The organism is Rhizobacter sp. (assembly GCF_046595475.1).
Taxonomy (GTDB): Bacteria; Pseudomonadota; Gammaproteobacteria; order Burkholderiales; family Burkholderiaceae_C; genus Rhizobacter.
On the sequence record NZ_JBKJOQ010000061.1, the window covers coordinates 1 to 26,018 of the forward strand.

Annotated in this window: 25 protein-coding genes; 13 read left to right on the plus strand and 12 right to left on the minus strand. The window is 65.2% G+C overall.

Annotation, left to right across the window (positions count from 1 at the left end; genetic code table 11):
* The 10 genes from AC30QB_RS11410 to AC30QB_RS11455 form a co-directional block, all read left to right on the plus strand.
* On the plus strand, nucleotides 1-621 hold a 621-nt coding region (locus AC30QB_RS11410; RefSeq protein ID WP_489546337.1), incomplete at its 5' end, for an HAD-IC family P-type ATPase.
* Entirely contained in the window at nucleotides 618-1,889 is a 1,272-nt protein-coding gene (locus AC30QB_RS11415; RefSeq protein ID WP_489546338.1) for an MFS transporter, read from the plus strand. The genes AC30QB_RS11410 and AC30QB_RS11415, both read left to right, overlap by 4 nt.
* A 32-nt stretch (nucleotides 1,890-1,921) precedes the next feature.
* Nucleotides 1,922-2,122: a DUF2933 domain-containing protein gene (locus AC30QB_RS11420; RefSeq protein WP_489546339.1), complete on the plus strand. Its 201-nt coding sequence runs from the start codon at nucleotides 1,922-1,924 to the stop codon at nucleotides 2,120-2,122.
* 9 nt (nucleotides 2,123-2,131) lie between these two features.
* On the plus strand, nucleotides 2,132-2,398 hold the full coding sequence (locus tag AC30QB_RS11425; RefSeq protein WP_489546340.1) for a DUF5676 family membrane protein: 267 nt from the start codon (nucleotides 2,132-2,134) through the stop codon (nucleotides 2,396-2,398).
* Nucleotides 2,399-2,458: 60 nt separating this feature from the next.
* Nucleotides 2,459-2,782 (plus strand): hypothetical protein, encoded by a 324-nt coding sequence (locus tag AC30QB_RS11430; RefSeq protein ID WP_489546341.1) that lies wholly within the window; start codon nucleotides 2,459-2,461, stop codon nucleotides 2,780-2,782.
* A 44-nt stretch (nucleotides 2,783-2,826) separates the two neighbouring features.
* Nucleotides 2,827-5,214, plus strand: a complete 2,388-nt coding sequence (locus AC30QB_RS11435; RefSeq protein ID WP_489546342.1) for an HAD-IC family P-type ATPase — start codon at nucleotides 2,827-2,829, stop codon at nucleotides 5,212-5,214.
* A 17-nt stretch (nucleotides 5,215-5,231) separates the two neighbouring features.
* On the plus strand, nucleotides 5,232-6,914 hold the full coding sequence (locus AC30QB_RS11440) for a hypothetical protein (protein WP_489546343.1): 1,683 nt from the start codon (nucleotides 5,232-5,234) through the stop codon (nucleotides 6,912-6,914).
* Nucleotides 6,889-8,262, plus strand: coding sequence for a glucoamylase family protein (locus tag AC30QB_RS11445; protein WP_489546344.1), 1,374 nt, complete (start codon nucleotides 6,889-6,891; stop codon nucleotides 8,260-8,262). Before AC30QB_RS11440 ends, AC30QB_RS11445 begins: the two co-directional genes overlap by 26 nt.
* Complete coding sequence (locus AC30QB_RS11450) at nucleotides 8,259-10,334, plus strand: AarF/UbiB family protein (protein WP_489546345.1); 2,076 nt, start codon at nucleotides 8,259-8,261, stop codon at nucleotides 10,332-10,334. The genes AC30QB_RS11445 and AC30QB_RS11450 overlap by 4 nt, the downstream gene beginning before the upstream one ends.
* A gap of 133 nt (nucleotides 10,335-10,467) precedes the next feature.
* Complete coding sequence (locus tag AC30QB_RS11455; RefSeq protein WP_489546361.1) at nucleotides 10,468-11,682, plus strand: 6-phosphofructokinase; 1,215 nt, start codon at nucleotides 10,468-10,470, stop codon at nucleotides 11,680-11,682.
* Nucleotides 11,683-11,790: 108 nt separating this feature from the next.
* Here AC30QB_RS11455 and AC30QB_RS11460 read toward each other — a convergent pair whose 3' ends face one another.
* Both AC30QB_RS11460 and AC30QB_RS11465 read right to left on the minus strand, forming a co-directional pair.
* On the minus strand, nucleotides 11,791-12,840 hold the full coding sequence (locus AC30QB_RS11460; RefSeq protein ID WP_489546346.1) for a DMT family transporter: 1,050 nt from the start codon (nucleotides 12,838-12,840) through the stop codon (nucleotides 11,791-11,793).
* A complete protein-coding gene (locus tag AC30QB_RS11465) occupies nucleotides 12,837-13,421 on the minus strand; it encodes a TetR/AcrR family transcriptional regulator (protein WP_489546347.1) in 585 nt (194 codons plus the stop codon). The genes AC30QB_RS11460 and AC30QB_RS11465 overlap by 4 nt, the downstream gene beginning before the upstream one ends.
* Before the next feature lie 192 nt (nucleotides 13,422-13,613).
* Here AC30QB_RS11465 and AC30QB_RS11470 point away from each other — a divergent pair, with 192 nt between their 5' ends.
* From AC30QB_RS11470 to AC30QB_RS11480, 3 genes are read left to right on the plus strand one after another with little or no spacing between them, the layout of a single operon-like run.
* Complete coding sequence (locus AC30QB_RS11470) at nucleotides 13,614-14,264, plus strand: ABC transporter ATP-binding protein (protein ID WP_489546348.1); 651 nt, start codon at nucleotides 13,614-13,616, stop codon at nucleotides 14,262-14,264.
* Nucleotides 14,257-14,688, plus strand: a complete 432-nt coding sequence (locus AC30QB_RS11475) for a DUF2141 domain-containing protein (protein ID WP_489546349.1) — start codon at nucleotides 14,257-14,259, stop codon at nucleotides 14,686-14,688. The genes AC30QB_RS11470 and AC30QB_RS11475 overlap by 8 nt, the downstream gene beginning before the upstream one ends.
* Complete coding sequence (locus tag AC30QB_RS11480; RefSeq protein ID WP_489546350.1) at nucleotides 14,685-17,069, plus strand: FtsX-like permease family protein; 2,385 nt, start codon at nucleotides 14,685-14,687, stop codon at nucleotides 17,067-17,069. The genes AC30QB_RS11475 and AC30QB_RS11480 overlap by 4 nt, the downstream gene beginning before the upstream one ends.
* Nucleotides 17,070-17,522: 453 nt before the next feature.
* Here the strand turns inward: AC30QB_RS11480 and AC30QB_RS11485 are convergent, their stop codons facing one another.
* The 10 genes from AC30QB_RS11485 to atpD are packed head-to-tail and all read right to left on the minus strand — an operon-like array spanning nucleotide 17,523 to nucleotide 25,980.
* Entirely contained in the window at nucleotides 17,523-18,710 is a 1,188-nt protein-coding gene (locus AC30QB_RS11485) for an acetate/propionate family kinase (protein ID WP_489546351.1), read from the minus strand.
* Nucleotides 18,707-19,600: a F0F1 ATP synthase subunit gamma gene (locus AC30QB_RS11490; protein WP_489546352.1), complete on the minus strand. Its 894-nt coding sequence runs from the start codon at nucleotides 19,598-19,600 to the stop codon at nucleotides 18,707-18,709. Before AC30QB_RS11490 ends, AC30QB_RS11485 begins: the two co-directional genes overlap by 4 nt.
* Complete coding sequence (locus AC30QB_RS11495) at nucleotides 19,597-21,210, minus strand: alternate F1F0 ATPase, F1 subunit alpha (RefSeq protein ID WP_489546353.1); 1,614 nt, start codon at nucleotides 21,208-21,210, stop codon at nucleotides 19,597-19,599. Before AC30QB_RS11495 ends, AC30QB_RS11490 begins: the two co-directional genes overlap by 4 nt.
* Nucleotides 21,207-22,076, minus strand: a complete 870-nt coding sequence (locus AC30QB_RS11500; RefSeq protein ID WP_489546354.1) for a F0F1 ATP synthase subunit B family protein — start codon at nucleotides 22,074-22,076, stop codon at nucleotides 21,207-21,209. The genes AC30QB_RS11495 and AC30QB_RS11500 overlap by 4 nt, the downstream gene beginning before the upstream one ends.
* Nucleotides 22,077-22,079: 3 nt before the next feature.
* Nucleotides 22,080-22,370 (minus strand): F0F1 ATP synthase subunit C, encoded by a 291-nt coding sequence (locus AC30QB_RS11505; RefSeq protein ID WP_489546355.1) that lies wholly within the window; start codon nucleotides 22,368-22,370, stop codon nucleotides 22,080-22,082.
* A gap of 17 nt (nucleotides 22,371-22,387) precedes the next feature.
* Complete coding sequence (locus AC30QB_RS11510; RefSeq protein ID WP_489546356.1) at nucleotides 22,388-23,092, minus strand: F0F1 ATP synthase subunit A; 705 nt, start codon at nucleotides 23,090-23,092, stop codon at nucleotides 22,388-22,390.
* A gap of 6 nt (nucleotides 23,093-23,098) precedes the next feature.
* Nucleotides 23,099-23,842, minus strand: coding sequence for an N-ATPase subunit AtpR (locus tag AC30QB_RS11515; RefSeq protein WP_489546357.1), 744 nt, complete (start codon nucleotides 23,840-23,842; stop codon nucleotides 23,099-23,101).
* Nucleotides 23,843-23,848: 6 nt separating this feature from the next.
* Complete coding sequence (locus AC30QB_RS11520) at nucleotides 23,849-24,130, minus strand: AtpZ/AtpI family protein (RefSeq protein ID WP_489546358.1); 282 nt, start codon at nucleotides 24,128-24,130, stop codon at nucleotides 23,849-23,851.
* Nucleotides 24,131-24,149: 19 nt separating this feature from the next.
* A complete protein-coding gene (locus AC30QB_RS11525; RefSeq protein WP_489546359.1) occupies nucleotides 24,150-24,539 on the minus strand; it encodes a F0F1 ATP synthase subunit epsilon in 390 nt (129 codons plus the stop codon).
* Nucleotides 24,529-25,980: a F0F1 ATP synthase subunit beta gene (atpD, locus tag AC30QB_RS11530; protein ID WP_489546360.1), complete on the minus strand. Its 1,452-nt coding sequence runs from the start codon at nucleotides 25,978-25,980 to the stop codon at nucleotides 24,529-24,531. The genes AC30QB_RS11525 and atpD overlap by 11 nt, the downstream gene beginning before the upstream one ends.
* Nucleotides 25,981-26,018 lie beyond the last annotated feature (38 nt).

Genomic DNA, 26,018 nt, shown 5'->3' on the forward strand with positions numbered 1-26,018 from the left:
GCCGACGCCATTCGCCCCACCGCCAAGGCCGCGGTCGCCAAGCTGCGCGAGCGTGGCATCGAGGTGGTGATGCTCACCGGCGACAACGCCGGCACCGCCAAGCGCATCGCCGCCGACCTGGGCATCACCAGCGTGCTGTCCGATGTGTTGCCCGGCCAGAAGGCCGCCAAGATCAAGGAATTGCAGGCCACAGGCAAGCTGGTCGGCATGGTGGGTGATGGCGTCAACGACGCGCCCGCGCTGACCCAGGCGAATGTGGGCTTTGCCATCGGCGCCGGTACCGACGTGGCGATGGACAGTGCCGATGTCGTGCTGATGAAGAGCGACCCCTACGACATCGTCGGCGCCATCGAGCTGTCGCGCGCAACCTTGCGCAAGATGCACCAGAACCTGGGGTGGGCGGTGGGCTACAACGTGATCGCCTTCCCGCTGGCCGCAGGCGTGCTCTATCCCTTCACGCTGTCGCCCGAGATCGCGGCGCTGTCGATGTCGGGCAGCTCGGCGGTGGTGGCCATCAACGCGCTGCTCCTCAAGCGCACCAAGCTGGCCGGCATCAAGAGCGCCAAGACGAAACCCGCTGCGGCAAAGGCCGCACCAGTGGCGGTTGGGGCGACCGCGTGAACAAGCAAGGCCGGACTGCAGATCTGCGGCCGCTACAGCTGTTCTTTCTCGCAGCGGCGGTGTTCGTCGTGTCGGCCGGCTATGGCGCTCTGCTGCCGCTGTTGCCGGCCTGGCTGGCGCAGCAGATGCCCGAGTCGACACCGAGCGAAGTCGCTCGACATGTCGGCTTTCTGAGCGGCGCATATACCGCAGGGGTGCTGGTCGGCGCGCCGATCTGGGGCCTGATCTCCGACCGCCTGGGCCGGACCCGCATCCTGATCTTCGGGCTGGTCGGCTACGTCGCCAGCTTGCTGCTGTTGCTGCTGCCTTCGATGGGCGGGCTGGGGCAGATCTATGTCTTGCGCGCGGCGGCCGGGTTGTTCGTCGCCGCCGTGGTGCCGGTGGTGCCGGCGCTGGTGGCAGCGCATACGCCCAAGGCAGTTCGGGCACGTCGCTTCGCCTGGTTGGGTGCGGCATCACTGCTCGGCTTCCTGTTCGGGCCGGGGTTGAATGCCGTGGCCGATGCCCTGGCCGCCGTGCTCAGCAACGGCGTTGCGTTGACTGCCCTTTCGACGCGCATCGTCCTCGTGCTTTCGGCCTTGCTCGGAGCAGCGATGATGCTGGGCCTGGCGCTGACCTTGCCTGCCGACAAAGGCACACCAAACAACGACTCCGCCGAGCCCCGAGCAAGCGTGCCGGCGGGCTTCGCGGCGCTGTGGTGGTTGGCCGTGGCCGTGAACATGGTGCTGTCCGGCTTCGAGCTCGGCATCGTGTTGCAGGGCCGGCAGCACGCCGAACTCTCGACGCAGCAAGTGGCGCTGATGTTCGCCGAATGCAGCCTGGTGATGCTCGGCATCAACGCGCTGTTGTTCTTCACCGGGCTGCTCGACAAAGTGCCGCCGCGCTTGTTTGTGGCAGCCGGTTCTGTGCTCGGCATGGCGGGCCTGGCAGTGCTGGCGCTGCACCAAACCAACACGGAGATGTACGTCGGCGTCAGCCTCACATCGGCCGGCACTGGCCTCGTCCTGCCGGTGATCGCATTCCTCGCCGCCGGAGCGGCGCACCGCAGCCTGGGCGCGACGATGGGTGGCCTGGCAGCGGCGGGGGCGCTGGGGCAAACACTCGGCTCGGCCGCTGGCGGCTGGCTGTTCGGTGCCGTTGCACGCCTCAGCTTCGCGTGGCTTGCCCTGCCACTGCTGGCGACGTTGACCGTGCTGATGTTGCGCCCTTCTTGGTGGCAACGCGCGGGCCCTGCGCCGCCCGCATCACTCACAGCCATCCCGAACTGATCTGCGGACGTTTGCAACTCAAGGAGCAAGACATGGACTGGCTGGCACAAAACTGGATCTGGGTACTTTTCGGCATTGCCTTCGTGGCGATGCACCTGTTCGGGCACGGTGGCCATGGAGCACACGGCCCGGACACGACAAGCCGCCGCGACGCGGGCGGCGCAGCGGCTCCATGGGTCGCTGGCGTACGTCCTGCGGAGCCAATCAACGGCAGCAGCTCACGCCGCCATTAGGAGCACGTCATGTTGAACATCAAGGTCGTCTCATGGGCGCTCGCCACCACGTCGCTGATCTCGTTTGTCGTGTGCATTGTCTTCGGGCTCGTCACGCCAGAATCCCTCCACATGCACGCCTTCCTCGAGCAAGTGCTGCCGGGTTTCAAGTGGCTTACCTTGCCGGGTTTTTTGATCGGGCTGGTCGAGAGCTTTCTCTACGGTGCCTACGCCGGCCTGGTGTACGTGCCGGTCTACAACTTCTTTGCCCGCCGGTTCCGGCAGGGTGCCTCATGACGAACTGCTTCCCGCCCATGTCGCGCTCGGCGGCTGCACCTGACGACCACCTTGAATGCCATGCGTCAACTTGAAGCCGCACTTTCGAGATGGGAGAACGAGGGAGGCGCGCGTGCGCAGCGGCTTGCTTCTGACGACTTGGATCGATTGCAGATTCGTCAATCGATGAACACCGAACTCGAGCGCTTGCGCATGCGGATGATCGCCATGGAAAACCTGCTGATCACGATGCTCGCGCAAGCGCCCGATCAACAGCTCGAACTGGGCTACGAGATGGCCGCCTTCATTTCCCCCAGGCCCGGCTACACCCACCATCCCAGAACGGTCGGCGCGGCAGCACTGATGGTTCATCTTCTTCATCGCGCCCGGCACTTTCAATGCTGAGTCGAAGGTGACGCCCTCTCATGAATACGCCGCGGCTTCCACAAGTGGCACCTAAAACGCTCGCCGGCCTGTCCCAGGTTGAGGTCAACCAGCGCCTCACCGCCGGGCAAACGAACAACACCGTGCGCCTGACCACCCGCACGGCTGCGGGAATCCTGCGCAGCAATATTTTTACCTTGTTCAATGCGGTGCTCGCATCCGCCATCGTCGCGCTGCTGGCGATACGTGCCTACAACGATGTGCTCTTCCTTGCGGCAGTGACCTTGGCCAACGTGATGGCCGGTATCGTGAGCGAGTTCCGAGCCAAACGGGCGCTGGACCGCCTGAGCTTGCTGGCCCAGCGTGAAGTCACCGTTGTTAGGGGCGGGCTTGAAAAGGCAATTCCGGTGCAACAGGTCGTCAAGGACGAATTGATCGTTCTGCACGCAGGCGACTCGATCATTGCCGACGGCCATCTGGCTTCCCTGTCTCCAATCGGGGTAGACGAGTCGCTGTTGACGGGCGAATCAGACCTGGTGACGAAGCAGCCCAACGACCCACTTCTATCGGGGAGCTTCTGCGTCAGCGGCACCGGCCTGTATGTGGCGACGGGCATCGGCGCACAGTCACATGCAAACCTTCTGATGGCCCAGGCGAAGACCTACAAATTCACGCGCAGCCCTCTGGAGCGCATCGTTGCCCGGCTCGTTCAGACCTTGACGATCACGATGGGCGTGCTGGTTGTCTTGCTGATCTTTGCGGGTTACATCAAGCATCTGTCTCTTGCTGCGGGCATTCTTTCCATCGTCACGGCCGTCAAGGCACTCGTGCCCGAAGGTCTGGTGCTGATCACGACCCTGGCCTTTTCGCTGGCCGCCGCACGAGCGGTAGCGCGCCAGGTGCTGGTGCAGAAACTGAGCGCGGTCGAGGCCCTGAGCCATGTCACCACCTTGTGCTTCGACAAGACCGGCACACTTGGAACCAATCGCCTTGCATTCGAGCGCCTGGAACTGTTCACCATGCCCCGCGCTGAAGTGGTGGAGCGGCTCGAACTTCTGGTGGGCGCAACGCACGAAAAAAACCGGACGGTCGACGCGATCGAATCGGCATTCCCCGGCAAAAAGAATGCGCCGATCGAAGAGCAGGCCTTCTCGTCGCAAACCAAGACCAGCGCTGTCAGGGTGCGCCTTGCTGAGGCTGGTGCCAATGCCGAAGTGTCGCTGTGGCTGGGCGCGCCAGAGGCGATGGACGCGGCTGCGCTGACACCGGTTCAACAGACCATGCTTGAAGCGCTTCGGCGAGACGGCTTGAGAGTTGTTTTGCTCGCTGCGACCGAGAGCCACATTCCGCAGCGCGAAGGCATGACCAACCTGGCCTTCATCGTGCTGCGCGACGAGCTGCGCACCGACGTACACAGTGCAATCAGCTTCTATCAATCGCGCGACGTGCGCCTGAAAGTGCTGTCTGGCGACAACGCCGAAACCGTGGCCGCCGTCGCTCGCCAGGCGGGAATGGCGATCACGGGGGCGATCGTGAATGGGCCCGAGCTGGAAGCGTTGCCCGCCACGGCCTTCGCGGCGGTCGTCAGCAGCGCTCAGGTGTTTGGCCGCCTCACCCCGCAGTCCAAGGAACATATCGTGAGGTCCTTGCAGGCCACCGGTGAATTCGTTGGCATGGTCGGCGATGGCGTCAATGACATCCTCGCCCTGAAACGCGCAGACATCGGCATTGCCATGAATTCCGGGGCGGCTGCGGCGCGTGATGTGGCCGACATCATTTTGCTGCGCGACTCTTTCGCAAACCTGCCCGCGTTGTCGCTCGAGGGCGATCGCATCATCTACAACGTCACGCGCATCTCCAAGCTGTTCCTCACCAAGAACATCTACAGCCTGGTCTTCATCGTCTTCGTGGGGTTCATCGGGCTGGAGTTTCCACTCAGCCCACGTTCCATCACCTGGATCGATCTGCTTTCGGTAGGGACGCCAGCATTTTTGCTGACCTTCATGACTGCCGAGGTCGGCAAGCAATCTGTGGCGAACTTTCTCGGCGACACGCTGGCATTCGCCATGGTGAGCGGGCTCACCATTGGTCTAATCTCGGTGGTGGTCTACGCCAATTTCTTTCTGTTCCAGGACAGAACCGAAACCTACGGTCACACCGCTGCCTTGTCGTCGATCATCCTGATGGGGCTGTTCGCGGTTTACCGCGTCGCCCAAGCCGAACGCACCCAGCCCAAGGGCTCGCTGCAACGGCTTGGGGTTGGGGCCGTGCTGGCCGGTGCCGGCGTGCTGCACGCTGCGGCCATCTATTGGCCGACCTCGCGAGAGTTTCTTGGGCTCACGTCGCTCGACGTTGACTCGTGGATCACCATCGTGGGCGCCAGCGTTGCCGGCATGCTGCTCATGCACCTGTTGTCGCAGCCCGATCGTCGTCGACGCTGGCTCGGCGTTTGACTGCTGGAGCAACGACCATGCACAACCCCGCCACAGCCGCCTCCCTGTTGCCAGGCCCTACTTCGATGGAGCTGCTGAACAGCGAATGCTTCTGCATCAGCCTCGACACCGCGGCGCTGCGCCAGGCACTCGAATCGGAGATTGGCGAGCCCGGCCTGTTCGACTTGATCCAACAGCGTTGCCCCTACCTGTTCGCCACGCGCCCCGTTTTTCTGTCGCACGAACACATGCTCCGCATGGCCCAACTGGTGCATGCCATCGAGTCAGTGATTGCGCTGCCGGCGTACCGCGACGAGGTTCTCGCCACGGCACCCGCCATCGCGCGCCACGACCCTGGCGGCGCCAAGGGGGTGTTCTTCGGCTATGACTTTCACGTCGCCGAGAACAGCTTCGGGCTCATTGAGATCAACACCAATGCGGGTGGCGCCATGCTCAACGCCGTGCTGGCACGGGCCCAACGCGCCTGCTGCGCGGCTGTGGATGGCCTCGTGCTGCCGTCGGCGGCAGCGCTGGAACTCGAAGCCGACATCGTTTCGATGTTTCGCAACGAGTGGACGCTCGCCGGCCACGAACGACCACTGCGCAGCATCGCCATCGTCGACGAGAACCCTGAAGCGCAGTACCTCTACCCGGAGTTCGTGCTGTTCCAGCGCTTGTTCCAGCGGCACGGGTTTCAGGCGGTGATCGCAGGCCCGACCGAGTTCAGTTTTCATGGCGGCCTGCTCTGGCACGGTGACCTGGCCATCGACTTGGTCTACAACCGCCTCACCGATTTTTCGTTGGCCGAGCCGGCCAGCGCGACGCTGCGCGAGGCCTACCTGGCCAACGCCATGGTGCTCACGCCGCACCCGCAGGCGCATGCGCTGTATGCGGACAAGCGCAACCTGGCCTTGCTCACCGATGCGACACGGCTTCAGGCCTTGGGTGTGCCGCAGGCCACACAAGACGTGCTGTTGGCCGGCATTCCTCACACCGAGGTGGTGGAGGCGCAGCACGCCGATCGTCTGTGGCGAGAGCGGCGGCGCCTGTTCTTCAAACCCTTCGCCGGGTTCGGTGGGCGGGCGGCCTACCGCGGCGACAAGCTCACCCAGCGTGTGTGGCAAGAGATTCTCGCTGGAGGTTATGTGGCGCAAGCGCTGGTGGCGCCCGGTGGCCGCACGATCCAGAACGAAGGGCCGGTGCAGATACTCAAGTTTGACCTGCGCGACTACACCTATGACGGCCGCGTGCAGTGGGTCGCAGCGCGCATGTACCAAGGCCAGACGACGAACTTCCGCACCCCCGGCGGCGGCTTTGCACCCGTCTACGAAACAGGCGCTGATGGCGCTGCGGGTGGGCTGGCAACGAGCTGTGTGCCGGCGCAGCATGAAAGCCGTCTGTTCTTGCTCGACGACAAGGGCGTGCAGCCGCTGGCAAACGAGCGCTACGTCGCGCTCGGGCGTGGCGACGCTGCGGCGCCTGAGTTTGCCGGCCAGCGTTTCATGCTGGTCGACTGGTACGTCCGCATGGCCTGCAGTCAAGCTGAGGCCATCGTGAGCGAAACCTGCAGTTGGTTGGTTTTCAACGCTCAGGGTTTTCTGGACCTACATGCGGCCCATGAGGTCGACGCTGAAGCCGCGCCTACGGAAGCGCAATGGGCGCAATTGCGCGCCCTGGTGTTCGGTGACGCACCATATGCACCCGCCGCGCTCGGGCGCTGATGCCGACCATGCGATGAACTTCAATGCACGAACCCCGCCTGAGCAGCCCGGCGCCGCGCCGCTGATCTTCGGCGAGGCGCGGCTAGATGCATTGCAACGTCACTCGTTCGAATACTTTTTGCGCGAGACCAACCCATCGAACGGTCTCGTCGCCGACCGATCAGAGCCTGGCTCGCCCGCAAGCATCGCGGCGGTGGGCTTTGCGCTGGCGGCCTATCCGGTGGGCGTCGAGCGTGGCTGGATGACACGCACCGACGCGCTGGCTCGCACGCTTGCGGTGCTGCGCTTCTTCTGGGCCAGCCCGCAAGGCACGGCGCTCGATGCAACCGGGCACCGCGGTTTCTACTATCACTTTCTCGACATGACCACGGGCCGCCGTCGCGATTCGTGCGAGCTGTCCACCATCGACAGCACCTTCCTGTTGGCCGGCATGCTGGCCGCCGCGGCGTACTTCGACCGCGATAACGAAGACGAGCAAGCCGTGCGCACGCTGGCCGACGCGCTGTACCGCCGGGCCGACTGGGCATGGGCCTGCGACGGCGCTGCAACGGCGACGCATGGGTGGACGCCGGAGGCCGGCTTTCTGCCCTACCGATGGCGCGGCTACGACGAAGCCACCTTGCTGTACGTGCTCGGGCTGGGCTCGCCGACGCACCCACTGCCTGCCGAGAGCTACACAGCCTGGACATCGACCTACGAGTGGAAGACGATCTACGGGCACGAGCTGCTCTACGGCGGCCCGCTCTTCATCCACCAGTATTCGCACATCTGGCTCGACATGCGCGGCATCCAAGATGCCTTCGCGCGCGACAAAGGCATCGACTACTGCGAGAACAGCCGCCGCGCGACCTACGTGCAGCGCGAATACGCCATCCGCAACCCGCAGGACTTCGAGGGCTACGGCGAAAACTTCTGGGGCCTGACGGCAAGCGACGGGCCGGGCTGGACGACGCGGCGCATCCAGGGCGTTGAGCGCTCGTTCTTAGGCTATGCAGCGCGCGGCGCACCGTATGGCCCCGACGATGGGACCGTCGCCCCCTGGGCCGTGGCCGCGTCGCTGCCGTTCGCACCCGAGATCGTGCTGCCATCGCTGCAGCATTTTCAGGACGTGTACCCGCAGGTGACTGGCGAATATTGCTTCAGGTGCAGCTTCAACTTGAGCTTCTCCGATGAAGCCGAAAGCGGCCATGCGGGCTGGACATCGCCCTATCACTTCGGCATCAACCTCGGCCCCGTGGTGCTGATGTGCGAGAACCACCGCTCCGGTTTTCTTTGGCGCTTGATGCGCTCGTGCCCGTACGTTATTGCCGGGCTGCAGCGGGCAGGGTTCGTGGGCGGCTGGTTGTGAAGACTGTCGATTCACCCCAGGGCAACTCGATTCAGAACCTGTCGCGGCTGGCCGTGATCTGTTGGGCGCTGTTGCGAGAGTTTCGCGCCTTGCGTCGATTCACCATCGATGCGACGAATGTCGAAGCGCCAGCCGAGTTCGCGGCGCGTTTGGTCGGGCTCGGCCCGGCATTTGTCAAATTGGGCCAGGTGCTGAGCACTCGCCCTGACATGTTGCCGCCTGCCTATGTCGAGGTGCTCGCGGCCCTTCAGGAAAAAGGCCCGAGCGTTCCTTCGGAGACGATACGCATCACCATCGAGCGCGAACTCGGCAAGACGCTAGAAGAGCTGTTCGCATCGTTCGACCATGTGCCTGTGGCCGCAGCGTCGCTGGCGCAGGTGCACCGCGCAAGCCTGTCGGATGGGACGGCCGTTGCGGTCAAGGTTCAACGGCCCGACCTGGAGCGCTTGGTGGGTCGCGATCTGGACGCCATGGCGATGGGAGTGCGATGGCTCTATGCCCTGGCTCCGCGACGCATGCAACGCACGAATCTGCGCGACTTCTTCGCCGAGTTCCGACGCTACACGCTGCGAGAACTCGACTTCTTGCAGGAAGGCCACGTCATCGAGCGCTTTCGCGCTAACTTTGCGGGCCGGGCCGAGGTTCAATTTCCCAGCGTTCACTTCAGCCATTCAAGCCAACGCGTGCTCACCATGGATTGGGTGGAAGGGCTGCGCCTTCGCGAGGCCGCCACCTCGCTCGGTGAAGAACCCAAACGCCGGCTGGTCACCTTGCTTGTCGACGTGCTGCTTCAGATGTTCGTCTCCGACGGTCTGTTCCACGCCGACCTTCACCCGGGCAACATTTTCTTTCACCCGAACGGCACGTTCACCTTGCTTGATTTCGGCATGGTCGGAGAACTCACGGCAGCGCAACGCGACCGGTTCATCTTGTACTGGTTCGCCGTCGTTCAACGCCAGACCCGTCGCGCGTTTCACCACTTCAAGGCCCAGACCCACAGATTGCCGGAGGCCAACGAAGAGGCCTTCTTCGCGCGATTCGAAGTGCTCGCAGACAAGTTTTATGCATCCCGCTTGAGCGAGATGAGCTTCGCAAAGGTCTACATCGAGATGATGAAGGCAGGTTACGAACACGGTTTCATTTTCCCGAGTGAATTGATGCTGCATGCAAAGGCACTCACCACGGCCGAATCCCTGATCTTCGTTCTTGCGCCAGACGCGCGGTTCGAAGCCTTGTCTCGGCCATTCATCGCCCGCGAATACGCCGCCCGCACCTCGTCGCTCGACCTTCTCAAAAGACGCGTCTCGCAACTGCTGCCTGAACTGCTGCTGGTTGGCGAATTCCTGCCCCCGCAAGCCGTGGACGAGACCTGGGACTGGAATGCGACCGTCGAACTCTTCAACGAGTTGCGCGTTCAGTTCGGCGGCGTGTTCCAACATTCGCTTGAGCGAGGTGGGTTGTGGCAGATGCTCGTCGAGCCACACGCTCGGGCGGTCTTGAAGGCCACGCCGCTGGGCGAGTCGACCGGCGATCTTTTGAAGCAGGCGTGGGATCGATATTACGAAATCGAGCCTTCGATTGCGATCCAGCCGACGGTCGGCGCGGTCTTCACGACCCATCTGGCCGCCGCCACCCTCGCGCTGCACGAAGTCTTGCTTCGACATGGGGCCTCGGCCGCTGAATCGCATCGCTTGATCTACGACATCGGCTGGAGGATCTATGTCCAGATGGGCGAAATCCCCTTGCTGGCTGCGAGCGCGGTCACGCGCGATCCGCACAAGCGCCTCAGAATAGCCACTGATCTTTTTCGCACCTTTCCGTTTGGTGCGCCCAGCTATGAATGGCGCGATGTCATCAGCACTGACGGCTCGATCGCGTTCGATTGCACCAAGTGCCCCGTGGCCGAGTTCTTCGCAAAGAACGATGCCTCTGAACTGTGCGTGCAAACCTTTTGCCAGCTCGATTTTCCGCTAGCGGAAAAGTGGGGTGGACGGCTGCACCGCACCGGCACGATCGCGTCGGGGGCGCCAATCTGTGACTTTCGCTGGATGCCTCAAAAGGCGGCAGATTGACAGACAAGCGCCAGCACGACACTCTGACCGAGTTGATCGAGGCGTGCTCCAAGCCCACCTCGATCAACAACATGAGCGCGCTGGCTGATGAAAGCCGGCAAGGCACAGTGTCTTCACAAGGAGTCAAAACATGATGCGTAGCGGCAAGCTGGTGATCGCTCAGGGCGGCGGCCCGACCGCGGTGATCAATCAATCACTGGTCGGTGCCGTGCTTGAAGCACGGCTTTTTCCCCAAATCGAGCGCGTCTATGGCGCACGCCACGGCGTGCGCGGCATCGTGAACGAAGATTTCGTCGACCTGTCGGCCGAGACCCAAGCCAACTTGGAGGCGATCGCTGCGACGCCCTCGTCGGCGCTCGGCTCGACACGAGACAAACCTGACCGCGCCTACTGCCAGAGCATCCTCGCCTCGCTCAAGGCGCACGACGTCTCGTGCTTTCTCTACATCGGCGGCAACGACAGCGCCGACACCGTGCGCCTGGTCAGCGAAGAAGCGGCGAGAGACGGCTACGACCTTCGCACTGTCCACATTCCCAAGACCATCGACAACGACCTGATGGAGAGCGACCACACGCCGGGCTTCCCTTCGGCCGCCCGGTTCGTGGCCCAGGCGTTCATGGGCGCCGATCTCGACAACCGCTCGCTCCCCGGCGTTTACCTTGCGGTGGTGATGGGGCGTAACTCGGGTTTTTTGACGGCCGCCGCCGCCGCCGCGCGCACGGTCGAGGGCGACGGCCCGCACTTGATCTATCTGCCGGAGCGCGTTTTCGACGAGAGCAAATTCATCGCTGAGGTCAAAGCTGTCCACGACCGGCTCGGGCGCTGCGTGGTCGCGTTGTCAGAAGGAATTCATGACGCCGCCGGCACACCGCTCTCGGTCAAGCTTGCGACCACGGTCGAGAAAGATGCGCATGGCAACCTGCAACTCTCTGGCAGCGGCGCGCTGGCCGACCTGCTGTGCACCCAGATCAAATCGACGCTCGGCATCACACGCGTGCGAGGCGACACCTTTGGCTATCTGCAGCGCTCGTTCGACGGTTGCGCCTCTGACGTAGACCGCAGCGAGGCGCGCGAAGTCGGCGAATTCGCTGTCAAGCAGGCGATCTGGGGGGCGCGCGACGGCTCGGTGGCGATACGGCGTATCGGTGAATACGCGGTTGAGTACGCACTGGTCAAGCTGACCGACGTGGCCGGCAAGACCAAGGTGATGCCCGATTCATTCATCGCGGCTTCGGGCAGTGACATCACGCCCGCCTTCCAAGCGTATCTGCGGCCCTTGCTGGGCAGCGGCCTGCCGCAGCCCGCCCGTCTGCGAGGCGGCGTGATCGCCAAGATGCTGAATCGGTAGCTTGGGTTTTCAGGATCGCTGCTGTCGCGCGAGGCCTTGGCGCCGAGCAACAACTTTTGGGCTCCGACTTGCCGAGTGGAGCACGCCAGCCCGAGCAGATGGCGTCGGTCAATGGTGATGGCCATGATGCGCGTCTGGAACATGAGGATGGGCGTGCCTCAGCGGCTCGTGGCGGTGAAGATGACTGTGGGTTGTGGCAGACAGGCATTCGTGGCGGTGATCATGATGGCCATCGTCATGCCGGTGAGCATGCTCGTGCTCCAACTCGTCGTGCACGTGCTCGTGCCCATGAGACTCCATCAAATGAAGCGCGATGCCTGCCAACATCAGGCCACCCCCGGCAGCCATGCCCCAGCTCAAGGACCGGTCACCCAGCGCGATGGCCAACAAGGCGCCGATGAACGGCGCGAAAGCAAACACCGAGCCCGTACGAGCTGCGCCAAATGCACGCTGCGCGAGGAGGTACAGCCGCAGGCTCAGGCCGTAGCCGCTCGCGCCGATGGCGAGCAACGAAAGCGCGGAACCCCAGCTGGGCATAGGCTCACCGGCGAACCAGGCGAGTGCTGCAGTGGCGCCAGCACCGAGAACCGACTTGCCCAGCACCACCTGGCCGGGGTCGCGTTCGGCCAAGGCGCGCGACAAGGTGTTGTCCACGCCCCAGGCGGCTGTGGCAGCCAGCACGGCACACAAGCCCAGCCATTGCGCGCCGCCGTGCAAGCCACGATCAACCACCAAGACGACGCCTCCGGCCAGCAGCAGCAACATGGCAGACCAGACGCGGCGGTCCATCACCTCGCGGTAGAGCGCTTGCGCCAGCACCGCAGTGAACAGCGCCTCCAGCGTTAGCATGAGCGAAGCGCTGGTGCCACTCGTGTGTTGCAGACCCCAGGCGAGTGCCACAGGACCGATGGCGGCGCCGAACAGCGCCATCCACCCGAGGCGCGGCAGATCGACACGGCGCAGCGCGGCCTCGCGATCGACCGGCTGCCGCAACAACGCGCCGATCAAGGCCGCCCCGGCGTAGAGCAGCGCGGCGGTGCTGAACGGGCCCAGGCCGCTGCCAGCGCGTTGAACCAGCGGCGTGCTGATGCCGAACAGGCCGGCCGCGCCAAGCGCCAGCAGGCCACCTCGCAGCGCCGGCCAGGGCAGTCCATTCATGCTGGCACCTTAATCGTCAACGTGACCCAGACCGGTCGGGCCAGGCTTTCAAACATCGCGGCCAGCTCGGGCGGCGGCAGCGGGCTACGCTGCTCGATCCACCAGCCCAGCAGTTCGACAAACGCGCCGGCGATCCATCGCTGCGCAGCCGTGCGCGGCAAACCGGGCGCATTGCCGGCGGGCAGCTCTTCACCGACGAGCTTGATCACCATCTCGCGGAAGCGCTGCTGAACGACATAGCCACTGCGTCGACCGACCAGGGTTCTGAACAGGCGACGTTGCTCGTGCGCATGCTCGATCAAGCCCAGCGCAAAGCCGAAGGTTGGCCGCTCGCCTGCCGCGCTGCCCTCGCGCCGCGTCTGGCGCAGATGGCCGCGCAGGTCGTCGAGGCTGCCGGTGAGGAGTGCGTCCTTGTTGGTGTAGTGCGTGTAGAAGGTCGAGCGGCCGATGTTGGCCCGCTCGCACAGGTCCTGGACGGCGATGTCGTCCCAGCCGCGCTCGACGACCAGATCGAGCAAAGCATTGCGCAAGGCGCTGCGCGTGCGCGCGCTGCGACGGTCAACGGGCTGCGGTGAGGGCATTCAGAGTTCCTGGACGATTCGTTCGTTCGTGTTCAGTAGTGAACAACATCGGCGCCGCCGTGTCTGGGCGTGCGCAGGTCATCCAACGAACATGGACACCTGTCCACTATAGACCGCACGCCCATGATCGAACTTCGAGAGCTCAGCAAGCTGTACCCCGGACCCGATGGTGGAACGCGGGCCCTGCACCGGGTGAGCCTGGCGCTGCCGGCGGGCGAATTCATCGCCATCGTCGGCAAGTCCGGCAGCGGCAAGTCCACGCTGATCAACCTCATTGCCGGTATCGACCGGCCTAGCGGTGGCGAGGTGCTGATCGACGGCACGGCGGTTCAGTCACTCGACGAAAGCCATCTCGCCGCCTGGCGCGGCCGGCATGTCGGTGTCGTGTTTCAGTTCTTCCAGCTGCTGCCCACGCTCACTGTGCTGGAGAACGTGATGCTGCCGATGGACTTTTGCGGCACCTATGCGCCGGCACAAGCACGCGAACGCGCCTTGCACCTGCTGCAGCAGGTCGGCATCGTGGAGCAGGCGCACAAGCTGCCGTCCGCTTTGTCGGGCGGGCAGCAGCAACGTGCGGCGATTGCGCGGGCCATGGCCAACGACCCCCCGCTGATCGTGGCCGACGAACCAACCGGCAACCTCGATTCACAAACTGCCGACGCCGTGCTGGGGCTGCTGGCCTCGCTTGCCGCCCGTGGCAAGTCGGTGCTGATGGTGACCCACGAACGCGACGTCAGCGCCATCGCCGACCGGGTTGTCACGCTGTCGGACGGTCGGGTCATCGGCAATGAGCCGATGCGGCGGCCAGCAGTTGCCGCGTTGCAGGAGGTCCGCCATGCGTAATCGCCTCACCGTGATGGCTCTCGCGCTGGTCACCTCCGCGCCGCTTCATGCGGCGCCCGAAACCAGTTCCTTGAGTGCGCACGTGACTGGGCTCATGCACGACCGCGGGCACGTGATCGCCAAGCTCTATGCCTCAGGCGACGATGTGCTGGGCCCCGGCCGATGGACGGCTCAAGCGGTCATCCACGCGGGCGAGGCCACCGTGCAGTGGCCAAGCCTGCCGCGAGGTCGCTACGCTGTCGTGGTGTTCCACGACGAGAACGACAACGACACGCTGGACCACAACATGTTTCGGATGCCAGCCGAGCCTCTGGGGTTTTCGAACGGGTTCACGCTGTCATGGCATTCGGGCATGCCGAGCTTCGACAAGCTTCAGTTCGAAGTGGCGCAGCCATCGCAGACGATCGAAGTGAGGGTGCGATGACTGCATTCACATTGAGAACGCGTTGGCGCAAGCTCTGGTGCGACGCCGTGGCGGAACGGGGCCGGGTGGCGCTGATGCTGATCGCCGTGGCCGTCAGCCTGAGCGCATTCGGTGCGGTGCTCGGCGCCTACGCCGTGCTGACTCGGGAGATGGCGGTCAACTACCTCGGCACCGAGCCAGCCCACGCCACGCTGGAATTGCGCGGTGATGTCGATGCCACCGCGCTCTCGTTGTCGCGTCGCGACCCGTCCGTTGCCGTGGCCGAAGCGCGCGACGTGGTCCTGGCCCGGGCCCGCGTTGGTGACGATTGGCGGCCCTTGCTGCTGTTCGTCGTCGATGACTTCGCCTCGATGCGGCTCAGCCGGGTTGCGCCGCAGGAAGGCGCATACCCACCGCCCGCCGGCAGCGCGCTGCTGGAGCGCACCGCGACCGGCGTATTGAATGCGGGTGTCGCAGGAACCCTGCAACTGAAGACGCCGAACGGGCCTTTGACTCGCCTGCCGATCAGCGGCCTGGTGCACGACCCCGGGCTGGCGCCCGCCTGGCAGGAGCGCACCGGCTATGCCTACGTCACGCGACAGACGCTGCGGCAACTGGGCGAAGACGGCAGCGTGCATGAATTGCGCGTCAGGTTTGCGAATGTGGCCGAGACGATGCCGGCCATCCAGGCGGCTGCCGAAGCCCTGGCCCAGTCCCTGCGCGCGCAAGGCGTGGACGTGACGGAGCTTCGTGTGCCGCCGCCCCGCCAACACCCGCACCAGCGACAGATGACCACGGTGCTCTTCCTGCTGCTGGCCTTCAGCGTGATGGCCCTGATCTTGAGCGGGGTGCTCGTCGCCAACACGCTGGCGGCGCTGCTGGCTCGCCAGGTGCGCGAGATCGGGGTGATGAAGACGCTGGGCGCACGCACGGGCCAATTGGCGGCGATGTACCTGGTGCTCGTGGCCTGCATCGGCCTGGCTTCTCTGGCCGTGGCGGTACCGGTGGCCGCACTGGGCTTGCGCGGCTTTGCCTCGTCGATCGCCGGTTTGCTGAACTTCACTGTCACAGATGCCAATCCGCCGGCATGGGTTTGGATCGCTGTGGTGACGGCCGGCCTGTGCGTGCCGGCCCTGGTCGCTGCACTGCCCGTGTGGCGAGCGTGCCGCGTCACGGTTCGTGATGCGATCGATCGGCATGGGGTCAGCTCCGACTGGCTTCGTGCCAGCATCGCGCGCTGGCCAGTCGCGCTGCGCAACGTGATGCGGCGGCCTTCACGGCTCGTGCTGACCTTGTCTTTGCTGGCCGCTGGCGGCGCCATGTTCATGACGGCGCTGAACGTGTCCCAGAGCTGGGAGCGCACGGTTGCCAAGGTCTATGAGACCCGCCACTACGACGTGGAGCTGCGGCTGCACGCTTCGCAGTCGATCGCGCTGCGCGACGCGTTGGCGGCGCTTCCCGGCGTGCGCGCGGCTGAGGCCTGGGGCTACAGCGAAGCGGCGTTTGCGCAAGCCGGTCGGGTCGACATCTCGCACGCCTACCCGGATCGCGGGCACGGAACTTTTGCGGTGATGGCGCCACCGCCGAACACCCAACTGATCAGCTTTCCGCTTCGAGAAGGGCGCTGGCTGCGTTCGGACGATGAGGACGCCGTTGTTCTCAACCACGCCGCGATCGCGCAGCGGCCGGGGCTGAAGATCGGTGACGAGGTGATGTTGTCCATGCAAGGCGAGGTCTCGGGGTGGCGCCTGGTCGGCGTCGTCGAGGAGATCGGCGCGGCCGGCGTCGCCTACGTCAGCGACCAAGCCTTTGCTCGCCAGACTCGCACTGTCGGGCAAGCCCGGATGCTGCGCGTGGCGACGACGGCCTCCAACGCCGAGCAGCGAGAGCAACTGATCCGGCGCATCGACGCCCGGCTCACGCAAGCCGGAGGCAGCGTTGAAAAGGCGGTGCCGCTGGCCGAGCTGCGCACGGCAATGGGCGACCACATCGTGATCCTGATCCGAGCCCTCATGGCGATGGCGGTCGTGATGGCCACGGTAGGCGGTCTGGGGTTGGCGGCGAGCCTGAGCATCAGCGTGCTGGAACGCACCCGCGAGTTGGCCGTGATGAAGACGCTCGGGGCCACGCCACGACGGCTCATCGGCATGGTGTTGAGTGAGGCCCAGTGGGTTGGTGCGCTCAGCGGCATCGCTGCGTTGGCGCTATCGCTGCCGCTTACCGCGCTGCTCGACGGCTTGGTGGGCGGTCTGGGATTCGTGGCGCCGCTTCCATTCACGATTGCGTGGGCGCCGCCGCTCGTTTGGATCGGGTTGGTGGCCATCACATCACTCCTGGCAGCGCTGCCGCCGGCTCTTCGGGCAGCTCGAGCGCCAATTGCTCACTCGCTGCTGCAGGTCTGATCGACGCGAGGGGCTCGTTAATCTCGCGGAAGATCCCAAATGAGACTGAAGAGATCTCCCCCACCTGCCGCTCGCCAACGGCGGCGGAGGGGCAGGATCTTGCCGCAGGGATTCCTCAGACCAACACCGCTGCGCGCTGTATCGCTGCATGTCGCGGACACTTTTGACGGATATCGCACGGGGCGCCAAAAAGCCTGGCCATCCGCGTCACATGTATCCTCAGCCTCTTTACTCAAAAGGATAGACATGGCACTGGCAAAGAAGAAGCGCGTAGGCAAGAGAACCATTTCTGCCAAGCAAGTCCGCAAGACCGCAAGCGGCCGGAAAAGCCGCAAGGCCGACGGCACCCAGCCCCCGAAGGTGGTGTTCCCCACTTCGACGCCAGCGGCGTCCTGACGACTCAGGTAAGCAGATCGCGCATTCGGCTTCGCCGATGCGCGGGGTTTCGGGGGCTCAGCTAGCCCCAGACCGCACCAGCGCCAGCGTGTGCTGCGCGATCATCAATTCTTCGTCGGTGGGAATGACCCACACCGACACACCGCTGTCGGCGGTTGAAATGCGCGGCCCGCCCGAATCATTCGCCTGTGCGTCGAGCTTCACGCCCAGCCAGGCCAGTTGCCCGCACGAGGCCGTGCGAACGGGCGCAGAGTTTTCGCCGATGCCCGCGGTAAACACCAGCGCATCCAGGCCACCGAGCACGGCGGTGTAGGCGCCGATGTACTTCGTCATCGCATAAACGAACTGCGCGATGGCCGCTGTGGCTCGCGGGTCATCACTGCGCTCCAGCACTCGCATGTCACCGCTGATGCCTGACAAGCCAAGCAGGCCGGATCGTTCGTAGAGCATCTTTTCGAGCGCGGCTGCGTCGAAGCGCTGGCTGCGCAACAGGTAGAACAGCGCGCCTGGCGGAATGTCGCCCGAGCGGGTGGCCATCGGCAGGCCAGACAGGCTTGAAAAACCCATCGTGGTCTCGACGCTGCGGCCGTCTTGCATGGCGCACAGGCTGGCACCGCCACCGAGGTGGGCGACGATCACGCGCCGCGCCTGCGGGGCCACCTTTGGCACCTGGCGGCTGATGTAGTCGTATGAGATGCCGTGGGCGCCCCAGTGGCGCACCCCGGCATCGCGCAGCTCTTGGGGCAGCGCATACGTCTGCGCCAGCTCGGGCATGGCGCGATGAAACGAGCTGTCGAAGCAGGCCACCTGCGGCAGGCCCGGAAAGGCCAGGGCAAAGGCGCGGGCGCCGGCAATGTTGGCGGGCTGGTGCGATGGCTCCATGGCCACCAGCGAATCAAGGTGGGCCAGCACCTCGGTGTCGATGCGCACGGGCGCGTCGTAACGCATGCCGCCCAGCACGATGCGATGGCCGGCTGCAACGATGTGGGTCTCGGCGAGACTCGCTTTCAGCCAGGTGATGACGTAGTGCAGCGCTGCGGCGTGGTCGATTGCATCGCCCTCGCCCCATTTATGCGCGTCCATCAACTCGCCGGCCGCGTCTTTCACGACGAAGTGCGGGCTGCCCTGCAGGCCGTCGATGCGGCCCACGCACAGCAGCGACAGCGCTGATGAAGCGCCCACCCCATACGCGCCGAACTTCAGGCTGGTAGAGCCTGAATTGAAGACGACGATGGCGTCTTTCACGGCGGGGCCAGGGCTTCGTAACCTGCAGTGACGTCGAAAAGCTCTTCGTCGATCGAGCCCTGTCGCTGCCGCTGAAAGCCCGCATGCAGCTGATCGAGCAGGTCAAGAATGTTGCGGTCGGCGCGCTCCATGGCGGCCAAGCGGCTGGCGTTTTCGCTGGCCAGCGATTCGGCGCAAGCGCGGTACAGCGAGATGAACAAGTACTCGCGGATCAGCGCGCGCAAGGTCGTTGCGCCGTGGTCCAGCACTTCGGGCAATACCTTGCCGGGCCAAGTCACGGCCGCCAAGCTTTGCTGCCAAGCGGCGTCTAGCGGCAACAAGCGCTGGCCGACCGGCTCGTAAAGCGATGCGGCCAGCGGCCGGTTGTGGAAAACATAAACCTGCATCACGCGGTTTGGGCCGCTGTTGGCGCGGCGCGCCTCGCTGTCGATCTGGATCTGCGCGACGAGCGGCGCAATGGCCTCGACCGAGCCTGGCACCGCATACGCGCCCAGCACCTTCAAGCCCGCATCCTTCAATCGCTCTTCCACCCGCTCGCCGACAGCCCAAACCTGGGCGCGGCCGGGGTGATCGGCCAAGGCGCTGATGGCATGCTCGGCGATCACGTCGTTGAACGGGCCCACGAGCCCTTGGTCAGAGCCGAAAACGATGGCGCCGATGGGCGCCTGGGCCGACACGCGCTCGGGCACGGCTGTGGGCTTCTCCTGGGCTTGTCGAAAACATTCGCCCAGGCCGAGCGAGACCATGCGGTCGTAGTCGGCGAGCGCGAGCACCGATCGCTCGTAGTCGCCGATGCTAGACGCGGCCAGCGCCTTCATCGTGCGTACCACGGCGTGCAGATCGCCGGCACCCGCAATCTTGCGTCGCAGGGCCGCGAGGCTGTCGCTCACGCCGCCACCTCGGTGACGGTCGCGGTCGGCTTGGCGTCGGGTTTTGGGTCAGGCTCAGGCAAGAAGCTCTGCAGCGCGGCGCGCGCGGCTTCAGTGACGGCCTTTCGGTCGTCATCGTGAAGCTTGTCTGCACCCAGCAGGCGCTGCTGCAATGGCGCGTTGAGCTTTGCTGCGGCGTCTTGAACGGCTTGCTGCGCCTCGGCCATGCGCGGCAGCGGCACGGTGTCAAACAGGCCAGCCGTCAGCGCCAGCAAGATGGCGATTTGCGCGGCCACGGGCACGGGGGCGAACTGTGGCTGCTTCAGGCAGTCACGGATACGCTGGCCATGGGCGATGGTCTTGCGGGTGGCGTCGTCTAGCCGCGCGCCGAAGCGCGAAAACGATTCGAGCTCTTCGAACTGCGCATAGGCCAGCTTCAAGTCGCCGGCCACAGCGCGAAACGGGCCGCGCTGCGCCTTGCCGCCCACGCGCGACACCGACTTGCCCACGTCCACCGCCGGCAGCACGCCCAGCTCGAACAGCGAGGGTGACAGGTAGATTTGCCCGTCAGTGATCGAGATCAGGTTGGTCGGGATGTAGGCCGAGATGTCTTCGGCCTGGGTCTCAATGATGGGCAGCGCGGTAAGCGAGCCGCCTCCGCGCTCTGGGCTCAGGTGGGTGGAGCGCTCAAGCAGGCGCGAATGGATGTAGAAGATGTCACCCGGGAAAGCCTCGCGCCCGGGCGGGCGGCGCAGCAGCAACGACAGCTCTCGGTAGGCGCGCGCGTGCTGCGTGAGGTCGTCGTAGACGATGAGCACGTCGCGGCCGGCTTCCATGAAGTGTTCGGCGACGCTCGTGGCCGCATAGGGCGTGATGTAGGCCAGGCCGGGCGGTTGGTTGCCCTCGGTGACGACGACCACGGTGTAGTCCATTGCGCCCTTCTCTCGTAGGGTTGCCACTGCCTTGACCACTGCCGACGCACGCTGCCCGATGGCGCAGTAGACGCAGACCACGTCTTGCCCGCGCTGGTTCAAGATGGCGTCGAGTGCGATGGCGGTCTTGCCTGTCTGGCGGTCGCCGAGGATCAGCTCGCGCTGGCCGCGGCCGATCGGGATCAGCGCGTCAATGACCTTCAGGCCGGTCTGCAGTGGCACGCTCACCGGCGCGCGGTCCATGATGGCGGCAGAGGGCCGCTCGATCGGCAACCGCGCTGTGGCGTCGATGGGGCCGAGGCCATCGAGCGCGCGGCCCAGCGGGTCGATCACACGCCCGAGCAGCGCGGGGCCCACCGCCACGTCCATCACGCGGCCGGTGCGGCGCACTTCGTCGCCGGCCTGCAACTGCCAGTAGTCGCCCAACAGCACCACGCCGAGCTCGTGCTCGTCGATGTTGAACGCGATGCCGGCCAGGCCACCGGGGAAGCTCAGCAGCTCATCGAAGCCGGCACCCGGCAGACCGCTGACGTGGGCGATGCCCGTGGTCACCTGCGTGACGGTGCCCACCTCGCGTGGCACCAGCGCGGGCGCAAACGCGGTACGTGCTTGTGCCAACGCAGCGAAGCCGCAATCAAGCGCGTGGTCTGCGAGACCGTCGTGAGGCGAGGCCTCAAAGGCGTCGCGTGCGATGCTCATGCTGCGATCCTCACGGCGCCTGCATCAGGTACAGCAGGTACTGCAGGTACTGCAGGTACTGCCGCTGCGTCAGGTGCATCGAGCCGCTTGGGCGCAGCCACCGGCTTCGCTGCCGGCACCAGCAGCGCGGCCACGTCGTGCTCAAAATCGCGCAGGTACTCGTCTATGGTCCAGGCCAGCTTCTGCCCGCCCGCGCTGAGCTCGATGCCACACACGGTATCGGCCGCGGTCTCGAAGCGCAGCGGCACGTCGGCCGAGAAGGCCACGTTGATCGCGTTCTGGATCGCACCCTGCTGATCGGCGGGCAGCTCGAAGTGGCTGCGCACCCGGGCGGGGTCGGTGCTCTGCTTCAGCGCCGCGCCCAGCGCGTCTTTGGCAGAGGCCGGCAGCTCACTCAAGCGCCGCGTGAAGACCTCGACCATGCGCTCTTCCAAGCTCACGTTCGCCAGATCGGCCAGCGTTTTGCGTGCCACGGCAAACACCTCTTGCGCAGCACGGCCCGCGATCGTTTGCTGCAACTGCTCTGCCTGCCTGGCCAGCGACTGCTGGCGTTGCGCCGCCAGCGCGGCGGCGGCCTTCTGCGCCTCTTCGGCTAGGCGCTGGCCTTCGGCGTTGGCTGCTGCGGTGGCCTTGCCCAGCAGGTCGGCCCGCTGCTGGTTGAAGGCTTCGTTCTTCTCTTCGAAGGCCTTGCGTTCTGCCGCCGCCTGCGCCTGCGTTGCGGTGGCTTCGGCGATCTGGTCGGCGATGCGCTTCTCGCGCGCGGCGATCGCATTCAGCACCGGCTGGTAGAGAAATCGCTTCATCAACCACACCAACAAGATGAAGTTGAGCACCTGCGCACCGACGGTGAACCAGTCGATCAGCATGAGCTACTTGCCCGCGACTTTTGCAGCCTGCTCAATCGCTGCGTTCCAGAACGGGTTAGCGAAGATCAGGATCATCGACACCACGAAGCAGTAGATCGCCGTGGATTCGATCATCGCCAAGCCGACAAAGAGCGTGCGCGTGATGGTTGCCGAGGCATCGGGTTGTTGGGCCAGCGCCGTGAGCGCGGTGGCCACCGCACGGCCTTCGGCCAGTGCCGGGCCCATGGTGCCGAAGCCGGTGGTGATGCCGGCAATGATGATCGAGACCACCGCGATGAGGGTGAGGCTGTCCATGGGGCTTCCTTGTCGGTTCAGGTTGTTGTTGTGGCCGCGGGAGCTGGGGCGGGCTGCGGCGCTGGCCGCGTCGCGGCGGCGAGGTAGACGGCGGCGAGGATGCTGAAGATGTAGGCCTGCACCATGCCGGTCAAGAGACCCAGCAGCGTCATCACCACCGGGAAGAGAAACGGGGTGATGGTGAGCAAGATGGCGACGATCATGGCGCCGCTCATCATGTTGCCGAACAGGCGCACCGCCAGCGCCAGCGTGCGCGAGGCCTCGCTGATGAGATTGAACGGCAGCATGATGAAGGTCGGTTCCAGATACGACTTCAGGTAGCCGCCCCAACCCTGCTCGCGGATGCCGAACAGCGGCACCGCAACGAACACGCACAGTGCCAGCGCGACCGTAGTCGACAACGATCCAGTGGGTGGCTCGTAGCCGGGAATGACGGTCGCCAGCGCCGCCGCGGCGACGAACAGAAACAGCGTGCCCAAGAAGGCGAGGTAGCGCTCGGGCCGCTCCAGGCCCACTTCGCGGATCTGCTCGGTGATGCCGGTGACCACGATCTCCAGCAGGTTTTGCCAGCGCGAACGCTGGTGATCGGTCGAGAGCTTGCGCGTGACCAGCATCGAGCCGAGCACCAACACCGCCATCAAGGCCCAGGTGAACGCAATGGTGCCGTTGAGCTTGAACAGCCCCTGCTGCCAGAAGATCAGTTGGTCGGGGCCTAGGCGCATGGCAGATCAGGTCGGGTCCGTCAGGTCCGGCTGCTCAGCGGGCGAATGGCGGCGGTGCTCGTCTAGCCGCCCCAGCAGCGACTCGAGCGCGGCCCTCAGCTTTCGAGCCGCGCCGTCCACTGCCTGATGAACGCTGCCGGCGTGGTGGCTGACCGCCACTGGCTGGTGGCTTCTCAAGCGGGCTTCCATCAGGCAGCGCTTGTCTTCGCTGCCGGGTTTGCCGCCATTCTCATCATCGAGGTGCACCTCTACCCGCGTGAGCTGGTCTTTCATGTGGCGCACGGCGTTTTCGACCACGGCTTCGACGTGTGTAGACAAGGCCTCGTTGCCTTCGATGTGGTTGTCGGTGTTGATCTGAATCTGCATCTCGTGTCCCTTTTTTAGGTTGAAAAGCTCAGTTGGCCCGGCGCCGTGTGAGCAATCGTTGGTCAGCTTCAGTGTGAGGCCTAAGGCGGCCGATGGTTCCGCCGCCACGCGAGTGCTCAGGCGCAGCACCCACCAGCGCGCGGCCCAGAATCCGAGCAAGCACGACACCAAGTTGCGCCAATCGCCCGCGGAGACGACGACGAACCCCGCGGCCACACACGCCATGCGCAACAGCAGGCTGCCTCCGACCCACAGCGCCGGCCGGGGTGAATCGACCGCCCGGCGCACGGTCCACCACAGGCCGCCGAAAAAGAGCAGGCCCAGCAGACCACCGGCAGCGCCGGCGAGCATCAAGGTGGGGATCAGTGAGAGCAGGTTGTTCATGACGCTTCAATCGTCGACTTCGTGCATCGCCCGGTCTTGCTGGGCCACCCAGCGCCAAGCGTTCAGGCAGCCGAGCACCAGCCCAGCCATCAGCAAGGCCAGCGACCAGGGGTGTTTGCCGGGGTGATGCGAATCGAGCCACAGGCCCAGTGCCGCGCCGGCCAAGGTCGGCACCACCACCGACCAGCCGATCAAGCCCATCATGCCCAGACCCGACCAGACGCCCGGTGCGCAGTCGCGCCTTGCGCGCAGCTTGCGCTCGGCCTTTGCGCCCACTTTCGTGGCCATCACGTGAGGCGGCGTCGGGTCATTCGGCATGGAACTTCGCGAAGCGGCCCACAAAGCCGCTCTCCAGTTTTTGCGTGGCCGCACGCGCGCCCAGCTCCAGCGCATCCAGCGTCAGGTAGTCGTTTTGCACCGCGTCGCGCAGGCTGGCCAGGTCAGCACCGCCCGAGGCACGCCGCACCGACACCTGCACTTCGTCGCCGATCTTGACCAGCACGCCCTCGTCGACAGCGATGAAGACTTCCCCGCCGGCTGCGCTCTCGTAGGTGAGGATGCCCGGCACCAGGGCGGCGACGCAGTCGCGCCGGTGCGGCAGCAGGCCGAACGATCCCTCGCGCGTTTCGGCGACGATGCGCGACACGTCGGCCTGGTCGGCGAAGACGCGGAACGGCAGCAACACCTTAAGGTGCATGGGCGGCCTCCGGTGGCGCCGTCGCGGCTGATGCCTTGGCGTTGGCCTTGTCGGCCTTCGCCTCCGAGATCGCGCCGATCATGTAGAGCGCGCTTTCGGGGCGGTCTTTGAACTCGTCACGCAAGATGCGCTCGCAGCCGTCGAGCGCATCGGCCAGGCTCACCAGCTTGCCCTGCAAGCCAGTGAACTGCTCGGTGGTGAAAAAGGGCTGCGTCAAGAAGCGCTCGAGCCGGCGCGCTCGCGCGACAACCGCACGGTCGGTGGGCGACAGCTGCTCCAGGCCGAGCATGGCGATGATGTCTTTCAGGTCAGCGTACTGCGCCAGGGTGCGCCGTATCTCTTGCGCCAGCGCGTAGTGGCGCTCGCCCACGATGCCTGGCGTGGCCATCTTGGAGTTCGATTGCAGCGGGTCTATGGAGGGGAACAGGCCCTCACCTGCCCGTTTGCGCGACAACACGATCGACGCCGACAGGTGCGAAAAGGTATGCACCGCCGCCGGGTCGGTGAAGTCGTCGGCCGGCACGTAAACCGCCTGAATGGAGGTGATGGCGCCACTGTCGGTGTTGGCTATGCGCTCTTCCAGGGCCGACAGCTCGGTGCCCATGGTCGGCTGGTAGCCCAGGCGCGAGGGCATCTGCCCCATCAGGCCCGAGACCTCGGAGCCGGCCTGGATGAAGCGGAAGATGTTGTCGATCAGCAGCAGCACATCGCGCTGCTCATCGTCGCGAAAGTACTCCGCCATCGTGAGGGCGGCCTGGCCGACGCGGAAGCGCGCGCCCGGCGGCTCGTTCATCTGGCCAAAGACCATCACCATGTTCTTCAGCACGTCGGCCTTCTTCATCTCGGCGTAGAGATCCTGACCTTCGCGGCAGCGCTCGCCGATGCCGCAAAAGATGCTGACGCCTTTCTGCTTGCCGACCATGTTGTGGATCATCTCCGTCAGCAGCACGGTCTTGCCCACGCCCGCACCGCCGAACAGGCCCGCCTTGCCGCCGGTCTCCAGCGGCACCAGCACGTCGATGATCTTGATGCCGGTCTCGAAGATCGCCGACGTGGTCGAGCGATGGATCAGCGGCGGGGGCTCGCGGTGCACCGAACGCCACGACACGTCCTTCGGTTCGTCCTGGCGGTCGATGGCATGGCCGAAGACGTCGAACATGCGCGAGAGTATGGCCTTGCCGACGGGCGCCAGCAGCGGACCGCCGGTGTCCGTCACCGGCATGCCGCGCGCCAGCCCCTGCGTCGGCGTGAGCGCGATACCGCGCACGTGGCGGGCATCGACCTGAGTCAACACCTCGATCGCGATCGCGCGGTCGGTGCCGGCGCGCAGCAAGGTGCGGATGGGAGGCAGGCGGCCGTCAAAGCGTACATCAACCACGCTGCCGCGCACCGCGGTGACGACACCGGTGCTGCGCTCTTCCGATGTCTCGGTGGTGCTCATGAATCAGCGCGTCAACCGGTTCGTCGCCGAGTGGTACT

What these genes read in the sequence shown, in the direction of transcription:
- AC30QB_RS11520 (WP_489546358.1), bottom strand. Translation starts at nt 24,130, where the DNA reads ATGGCCACGAAAGTGGGCGCAAAGGCCGAGCGCAAGCTGCGCGCAAGG.
- atpD (WP_489546360.1), bottom strand. Translation starts at nt 25,980, where the DNA reads ATGAGCACCACCGAGACATCGGAAGAGCGCAGCACCGGTGTCGTCACC.
- AC30QB_RS11440 (WP_489546343.1), top strand. Translation starts at nt 5,232, where the DNA reads ATGCACAACCCCGCCACAGCCGCCTCCCTGTTGCCAGGCCCTACTTCG.
- AC30QB_RS11430 (WP_489546341.1), top strand. Translation starts at nt 2,459, where the DNA reads ATGCGTCAACTTGAAGCCGCACTTTCGAGATGGGAGAACGAGGGAGGC.
- AC30QB_RS11445 (WP_489546344.1), top strand. Translation starts at nt 6,889, where the DNA reads ATGCACCCGCCGCGCTCGGGCGCTGATGCCGACCATGCGATGAACTTC.
- AC30QB_RS11420 (WP_489546339.1), top strand. Translation starts at nt 1,922, where the DNA reads ATGGACTGGCTGGCACAAAACTGGATCTGGGTACTTTTCGGCATTGCC.
- AC30QB_RS11510 (WP_489546356.1), bottom strand. Translation starts at nt 23,092, where the DNA reads ATGCGCCTAGGCCCCGACCAACTGATCTTCTGGCAGCAGGGGCTGTTC.
- AC30QB_RS11515 (WP_489546357.1), bottom strand. Translation starts at nt 23,842, where the DNA reads ATGAACAACCTGCTCTCACTGATCCCCACCTTGATGCTCGCCGGCGCT.
- AC30QB_RS11495 (WP_489546353.1), bottom strand. Translation starts at nt 21,210, where the DNA reads ATGAGCATCGCACGCGACGCCTTTGAGGCCTCGCCTCACGACGGTCTC.
- AC30QB_RS11475 (WP_489546349.1), top strand. Translation starts at nt 14,257, where the DNA reads ATGCGTAATCGCCTCACCGTGATGGCTCTCGCGCTGGTCACCTCCGCG.
- AC30QB_RS11460 (WP_489546346.1), bottom strand. Translation starts at nt 12,840, where the DNA reads ATGAATGGACTGCCCTGGCCGGCGCTGCGAGGTGGCCTGCTGGCGCTT.
- AC30QB_RS11525 (WP_489546359.1), bottom strand. Translation starts at nt 24,539, where the DNA reads ATGCACCTTAAGGTGTTGCTGCCGTTCCGCGTCTTCGCCGACCAGGCC.
- AC30QB_RS11505 (WP_489546355.1), bottom strand. Translation starts at nt 22,370, where the DNA reads ATGGACAGCCTCACCCTCATCGCGGTGGTCTCGATCATCATTGCCGGC.
- AC30QB_RS11455 (WP_489546361.1), top strand. Translation starts at nt 10,468, where the DNA reads ATGCGTAGCGGCAAGCTGGTGATCGCTCAGGGCGGCGGCCCGACCGCG.
- AC30QB_RS11500 (WP_489546354.1), bottom strand. Translation starts at nt 22,076, where the DNA reads ATGCTGATCGACTGGTTCACCGTCGGTGCGCAGGTGCTCAACTTCATC.
- AC30QB_RS11465 (WP_489546347.1), bottom strand. Translation starts at nt 13,421, where the DNA reads ATGCCCTCACCGCAGCCCGTTGACCGTCGCAGCGCGCGCACGCGCAGC.
- AC30QB_RS11480 (WP_489546350.1), top strand. Translation starts at nt 14,685, where the DNA reads ATGACTGCATTCACATTGAGAACGCGTTGGCGCAAGCTCTGGTGCGAC.
- AC30QB_RS11425 (WP_489546340.1), top strand. Translation starts at nt 2,132, where the DNA reads ATGTTGAACATCAAGGTCGTCTCATGGGCGCTCGCCACCACGTCGCTG.